The 6,773-nt window shown below is 62.7% G+C and carries 3 protein-coding genes; 1 reads left to right on the top strand and 2 read right to left on the bottom strand.

Translation table 11 applies throughout. The annotated features are described in order from the left end of the window. Positions 1–43: 43 nt before the first annotated feature. Both Q2941_RS39740 and Q2941_RS39735 read right to left on the bottom strand, forming a co-directional pair. A complete protein-coding gene (locus tag Q2941_RS39740; protein WP_458195893.1) occupies positions 44–1,105 on the bottom strand; it encodes an FRG domain-containing protein in 1,062 nt (353 codons plus the stop codon). Positions 1,106–1,333: 228 nt separating this feature from the next. Then, positions 1,334–5,098 carry a vitamin B12-dependent ribonucleotide reductase gene (locus Q2941_RS39735; protein WP_458195892.1) on the bottom strand — a complete coding sequence of 1,255 codons (3,765 nt, stop codon included), beginning with the start codon at positions 5,096–5,098 and terminating at the stop codon, positions 1,334–1,336. A gap of 748 nt (positions 5,099–5,846) precedes the next feature. Between Q2941_RS39735 and Q2941_RS39730 the strand changes: the two genes are divergently transcribed. Then, positions 5,847–6,743 carry a DMT family transporter gene (locus tag Q2941_RS39730; protein ID WP_458195895.1) on the top strand — a complete coding sequence of 299 codons (897 nt, stop codon included), beginning with the start codon at positions 5,847–5,849 and terminating at the stop codon, positions 6,741–6,743. The last annotated feature ends 30 nt before the right edge of the window (positions 6,744–6,773 follow it).

Here is a 6,773-nt window from a genome sequence, read left to right as displayed (position 1 = left end):
CGCTACGGCGCTATTTGAGGGCGCGCGTGCGGACGGCTTTGCTCTACCGAGCTACACCATCACGGGGGACACGACCTATGCCCATTAGGTTCAACTCAATTAAGACCTCTTGGCGTTGCGCAAGCGGTAAGTCTATCGCCTGTAAATAGCGACGGCCATCCGTCTCTTTGGTGCTGATGTAATCCTCAATATCTTCAGCGTTTGTTACAGTGGCGAGTGCTTGCTGCGGTATCTTTCGTTCATTGTTGAGCGCAACTGCATCCACCATAGAGAAGTGCAGGCGAGCGGGAGTAATCTTCTGCAGCTGATTCCAGTCCTTCACCCATAGCTCTCGGTCGAAAACGAAAATCCTGACCTTCTCTATGGGCAGTGTCGCTCTTTTGAATGCGAAATAGGCACCGATAAATGGCGAATAAGTCCAGTCGAGAAGCGGAGTCGGATATCCATGGTGTTGCGCCAAGCTTAAGAAAGCGGCGTACTCAAACGGCGCCTCCAGATTGAAATAATGGCTTGTGAGTCCGCTCAGGTGGCGATGCAATTCATGTACATCGACTTGCATGTATCTAATAAGATCAGCGCGCCGAGTACGATGGAAGGACGTTCGAAGCCTCCAGGCGTTGCTCTCTTGCCCGCGAAATATATACCGATACGGCGGCAGGTCGCGGACGTAGCGACGAAACTCTTCCCAAGTATTGATGCTTAGGGGCTGTAAGCGTGAAGGTTTACTACCATCCACTCGATTGAGCGTGGCGCTACCCGATGTACCAATGTCGGTGACCCAATCAACGTTGAGGGTTGGACCTGTTATGCTCCAGTCAGTGTCAGCTGTTTTTGGAAAGGTGATGCCTTGGAAACGAGGCTTAATCGCTTCCCATTCGACAAAGTCGCCGGTTATAGGATGTAGTGCGAGAAGCGGCGAGCCCTTGATGCTGTGCTTCGGCACGCCCGCCGGTATGACCACGTAGGTGGCGGCAGATGGCAAATCCGTTCGTTGATCGTAGACGTAGACTCGGCCTTCGTAGTTCGCTCCAATGGCATCAAGCTCCAATACGGCGTCGCCGGCATTCGTTCCGGCATATTTTCCCAGCCATTGGCCTTCAAGCATCGTTTCCCCCATTTAGGATCTGTTTTTCAACGGGTAGCTCATGGTGGACGAGCGCAGAGCGAATTGCCGTAGCCGTAGGATGGGTTGAGCCCTTGCGAAACCCATCACCGTCTTGAACCGCCGTCGATGGGTATCGCTTCGCTCCACCCATCCTACAGGCCGCAGAATGAAGGGGCCGCTTTTCGAGCGGCCCCTTGTTTGTTGTCGACGAGCATTGAGTTGGGTGCCTTACGAACACCCCGTCGTGCTGCCGCACGTATCACACTTCATACAAGTGCCATTCCGCACCAGCGTGAAGTTGCCGCACTCTGAGCACATCTCGCCTTCATAGCCCTTGGCCTTGGCTTCCGCGCGGCGCTCGGCCTTGGTGGGGACGACCGTCTGCGCGGTGCCGGCCTTGCTCCACTGGAGCTGCTCGAGCTTCTCTGTTGGAGAGAGATCGTGGCTGGCTTCCTGCTTCAGGGCGACGGCGCCTTCGATCGTGTCGCCGGCGCGCACCGATGCGCTGTGCAGCGCGGTGACGCGGTGGCCGCCGGCGGGGGCGCTGTCGTTGCCGGAGGAGACCGCGGCGGAGCCGCCGCGCATCACGACCAAATTGTCCGTACGCGAGCGGGTGAGGCCGCGCGAGACCAGCTTGGTCGCGTGGTGGCCCGGCTCGTCGTCCGGCTCCTTGCCTTCCTCGACGCCCTTGCCGAGCGCGTCAAAACCCGTCTCGCTGGGATCGACGTGGGCGAGGTCGAAGCGGCTGAGGTAGCTCACCGCCAGCTCGCGGAAGACGTAGTCGAGGATCGAGGTCGCGTACTTGATGCTGTCGTTGCCCTGCACGGGGCCCGCGGGCTCGAAGCGGGTGAAGGTGAAGGCGTCGACATATTCATCGAGCGGCACGCCGTATTGCAGACCGAGCGACACGGCGATGGCGAAGTTGTTGATGAAGGAGCGGAGCGCAGCGCCTTCCTTGTGCATGTCGATGAAGATCTCGCCGAGACGGCCGTCGTCATACTCGCCGGTTCGCAAGTAGACCTTGTGGCCGCCGACGACCGCCTTCTGGGTGTAGCCCTTGCGGCGATCCGGCATCTTCTCGCGCTCGCGCATCACGATGATGCGCTCGACGAGCTTTTCGACGATCTTCTCGGAGACCTGGGCGGCGCGCGCGGCAAGCGGCTTCTCGTAGAGCTGCTCGACCGCATCGTCCTCGTCCTCATCATCGCTGATGAGCTGCGAGTTGAGCGGCTGCGACAGCTTCGAGCCGTCGCGATAGAGCGCGTTGGCCTTCAGCGCCAGCTTCCACGACAGCATGTAGGCGGACTTGCAGTCCTCCACCGTGGCGTCGTTCGGCATGTTGATGGTCTTGGAGATTGCACCCGAGATGAAGGGCTGGCTGGCCGCCATCATGCGGATGTGGCTCTCGACCGACAGATAGCGCTTGCCGATCTTGCCGCAGGGGTTGGCGCAGTCGAACACCGGATAGTGCTCGGCCTTGAGGTGCGGAGCACCTTCCACCGTCATCGCGCCGCAGATGTGGACGTTGGCGGCCTCGATCTCGCGCTTGGTGAAGCCGACGGCCTGGAGCAGGTCGAAGCCGGGGGCTGCGATCGCCTCGGCGCCGATGCCGAGCTGGTCGCGGATGAAATCCTCGCCAAAGGTCCACTTGTTGAAGGCGAACTTGATGTCGAAGGCGGTCGGCAGGGCCTTTTCGACCTTGGCGATCGCTTCATCGGTAAAGCCCTTGGCCTTCAGCGTCGAGGCGTTGATGCCGGGGGCATTCGACAGCGAGCCGTGGCCGACGGCATAGGCCTCCATCTCCGCGATTTCGCTCTCGCGATAGCCGAGCGTGCGAAGCGCTGCGGGGACTGCGCGGTTGATGATCTTGAAGTAGCCGCCGCCGGCGAGCTTCTTGAACTTCACCAGCGCGAAGTCGGGCTCGATGCCGGTGGTGTCGCAATCCATGACGAGGCCGATCGTGCCGGTCGGCGCGATCACCGTGGTCTGGGCGTTGCGATAGCCGTGCTGCTCGCCGAGCTCGAGCGCCGCATCCCAGGCTGCCTGCGCATGCGCGACCAGGTCGGCTTGCGGGCAGGAGGCGTGGTCGAGCGGCACCGGGTTGACGCTGAGCGCCTCGTAGCCGGAGGCCTGGCCGTGCGCGGCGCGGCGGTGGTTGCGGATGACGCGCAGCATGTGCGCGGCGTTCTTCTTGTAGCCGGGGAAGGTGCCGAGCTCGGCCGCCATCTCCGCCGACGTCTTGTAGGTGATGCCGGTCATGACGGCGGTCAGCGCGCCGCAGAGCGCGCGGCCTTCCTTCGAGTCGTACGGCAGGCCCATGGTCATCAGCAGGCCGCCGATATTGGCGTAGCCGAGGCCCAGCGTGCGGAACTCGTAGGAGAGCTCGGCGATCGCGCGGGACGGGAACTGCGCCATCATCACGGAGATTTCGAGCACCAGCGTCCAGAGCCGGCAGAGGTGCTCGTAGCCCTCGACGTCAAAGTGCTTCGTCGTCGTGTTGTAGAACGTCAGCAGGTTGGCTGAGGCGAGGTTGCACGCCGTGTCGTCCAGGAACATGTATTCCGAGCACGGATTGGACGCGCGGATGTCGCCGGACGCCTTGCAGGTGTGCCAGTCGTTCATCGTGGTGTTGAAGTGCAGGCCCGGGTCGGCCGACGCCCAGGCGGCGTAGCCGATCTTCTCCCAGAGGTCGCGGGCGCGCAGCGTCTTCGTCACCTTCTTGTTGGTGCGGCCAATGAGGCTCCAGTCGCCGTCGGTCTCGACCGCGCGCAGGAAGTCGTCCTTCAGCGAGACCGAGTTGTTGGAGTTCTGGCCCGAGACGGTGAGGTAGGCTTCCGAATCCCAGTCGGTGTCGTAGGTGTCGAACTGGATGTCCTTGTAGCCCTGCTTGGCAAACTGGATCACCCGCTTGATGTAGTTGTCGGGCACGAGGCTCTTGCGCGCCAGCTTGATCTCGCGGCGCAGGGCAGGGTTCTTCTCGGGGTCGAAGCAGTCGTCGCCCGAGCCTTCGCAGTTCACGCAGGCCTTCAGCACCGCTTTCAGGTGCTTCTGGTTGATCTTGGATCCCGTGACGAGGGCGGCGACCTTCTGCTCCTCCTTCACCTTCCAGTCGATATAGGTCTCGATGTCGGGGTGATCGACGTCGACCACGACCATCTTGGCCGCGCGGCGCGTGGTGCCGCCGCTCTTGATGGCGCCCGCCGCGCGGTCGCCGATCTTGAGGAAGCTCATCAGGCCGGACGAGCGGCCGCCGCCGGACAGCTTTTCGCCTTCGCCGCGCAGGCGCGAGAAGTTGGAGCCGGTGCCGGAGCCATATTTGAACAGGCGCGCCTCGCGCACCCAGAGGTCCATGATGCCGCCCTCGTTGACGAGGTCGTCACCGACGCCCTGGATGAAGCAGGCGTGCGGCTGCGGATGCTCGTAGGCAGACTTCGACTTGGTCAGCTTCCCGGTGAAGGGGTCGACGTAATAGTGGCCCTGGCCGGGGCCGTCGATGCCATAGGCCCAGTGCAGGCCGGTGTTGAACCATTGCGGCGAGTTCGGCGCGACCATCTGCATGGCGAGCATGTAGCGGAGCTCGTCATAGAAGGCCTGGGCGTCCTCGTCGGAGGAGAAGTACTTGCCCTTCCAGCCCCAATAGGTCCAGCAGCCGGCGAGGCGGTCGAACACCTGCTTCGCCGAGAGCTCGCTGACATAGCGCTCCTTTTCAGGCAGCGCGGCCAGCGCGTCGGTATCGGGCACGGAGCGCCACAGGAAGGAGGGGACGGATTCCTCCTCGACCTTCTTCAGGCGCGCGGCAACGCCGGCTTTGCGGAAATACTTCTGGGCCAGCACGTCGGAGGCGACCTGCGACCACTCGGTCGGCACTTCGACGTTATCAAGTTTGAATACGACCGAGCCGTCGGGATTGCGGATCTCCGACGTGGTCAGCCGGAATTCGATCCCGGCATAGGGTGACTGTCCTACCGTGGTGTGGCGCCGCTCAATTTTCATAGTTTGCCCCGTCCTTTTCTAGCCGGACCCGCCTTTCGTTCAGGCGCTGCCGGGTCGTTATTCTCTCGCGACTCCTCCCGGCCGTTTCGGCTTCAAGGCTTCGCAGTTCAGCCGGTGGATCCGGCCCAGTTTCTCCCGACGGAGCGACCAGTACCGAAGCACCGATCATCCGCCGGCATGTCCACGTGCACCCGCCCCCAAGGGGATGCGCGCGACATGCGTTCAACGCCACCACACTACGCTTGCTCCGGGCCTGTCTCGGCCCGTTCGAGCGCCCCGAGAGTCGGCAAATCAAGGGCAGACAAGCCCTTCACCCGCTGCCCCCTTCGGCTGGCGGAGTGGTCATTTGCGAGGACCCTTTGGGGAGTGACCGGCGGGACGCAAACACACTCGCGCCGAACGGACCGAAAGCTAGGACTCTCCGTTGCGCACGTCAAGAACTAGTGCGAGTTCCTGAATCAAATACTAAATATGGTGGAAAGACGGGGATAACAGGGGTCGGAACCGCGCCTGTTGTGGAGGCAAGTATCAGTGAGTCCTGAGAGATTCCCAACCAAAAAAATTTGCGTTTGGTGATGCCTGGCGGGCTTCGTCCCGCTGTTCACAGGGTGCGTTTATTTTTGCCTCGGGGCTTGCGTCAGCAGGACTCACGTAGTGCTACGGAACGTACAGGCAGCCATGCTCGCTTGGGTGGTGGTGGAGCGCGCCAATAGGCGACAAGGTGGCCCCGTTTCTGCCGGGCTACCACATGCATGATTCGACAAAACGGGGGATGCGGACGCGCATCGCCCCGGCCGGCCTGATGTTCCTCGCCATCACCTCGGTGGGTTGGGGCTTCAACTGGCCGGTGACCAAGTTTTTGCTCTCCGAACTACCGCCGCTGAGCTTGCGCGGCGTCACCGGCGTGCTCGGCGCGCTCCTGCTCGCAGCTCTGGCCGTGATCCGCCGCGACAGCCTGAGGATCGCCCCCGGCATATGGCCGCGGCTTCTGGTCGCGGCCATTCTCAACGTCACCGGCTGGATGGTGCTGATGGGGCTGGCGCTCTTGTGGTTGCCGGCGAGCGAGGCGGCGCTGATCGCCTACACCATGCCGGTCTGGGCCTCGCTCTTTGCCTGGCCGGTGTTAGGGGAGCGGCCGACGCTTCTGCGCACCATCGCGCTGGTGATGGCCTTTGCAGGCCTGGCCTCGATCATGGGCGGCAACGGCGTCTCCGCGAGCGTGGAAAAGCTGCCGGGCATCATCATGGCGCTCGGCGGCTCGATCGGCTTTGCGGTCGGCACGGTGGTCTCAAAGAAATATCCGATCCATCTGCCGCCGATCACGGCGGCCGCCTGGCAGATCGGTCTCGGCTGCCTGCCGGTTGCGATCGTGGGCCTGGCGCTGGAGACGACGCATCTGTCGCAGGTGACGCCGGTCGGCTGGGGCTTGCTGGTCTATTCGGTCGTCGGGCAGTTCTGCATCGCCTATGTGAGCTGGTTCGCCGCGCTGTCGCGCCTGCCGGCCTCGGTCGCCGCGATCGGCACCATGGCCGTGCCCGTCATCGGCGTCGTGACCTCAGCTCTCGCGCTGCACGAGCCGCTCGGCGCAGGCCAGATCGCCGCGCTGGCCTTCACCCTCGCCGGCGTCGTGCTGGCGACGCGGTGAGGCGGCGCAATATTTGTAGGATGGGTAGAG

Source organism: Bradyrhizobium sp. UFLA05-153, from assembly GCF_054185185.1.
Note: the sequence above shows the minus strand (reverse complement) of the source record. Positions and strands in the feature narration are given on the sequence as shown.

Excerpts from the sequence above, each read along its gene's own strand:
- Q2941_RS39730 (WP_458195895.1), top strand. The coding sequence starts at position 5,847 with ATGCATGATTCGACAAAACGGGGGATGCGGACGCGCATCGCCCCGGCC.
- Q2941_RS39740 (WP_458195893.1), bottom strand. The coding sequence starts at position 1,105 with ATGCTTGAAGGCCAATGGCTGGGAAAATATGCCGGAACGAATGCCGGC.
- Q2941_RS39735 (WP_458195892.1), bottom strand. The coding sequence starts at position 5,098 with ATGAAAATTGAGCGGCGCCACACCACGGTAGGACAGTCACCCTATGCC.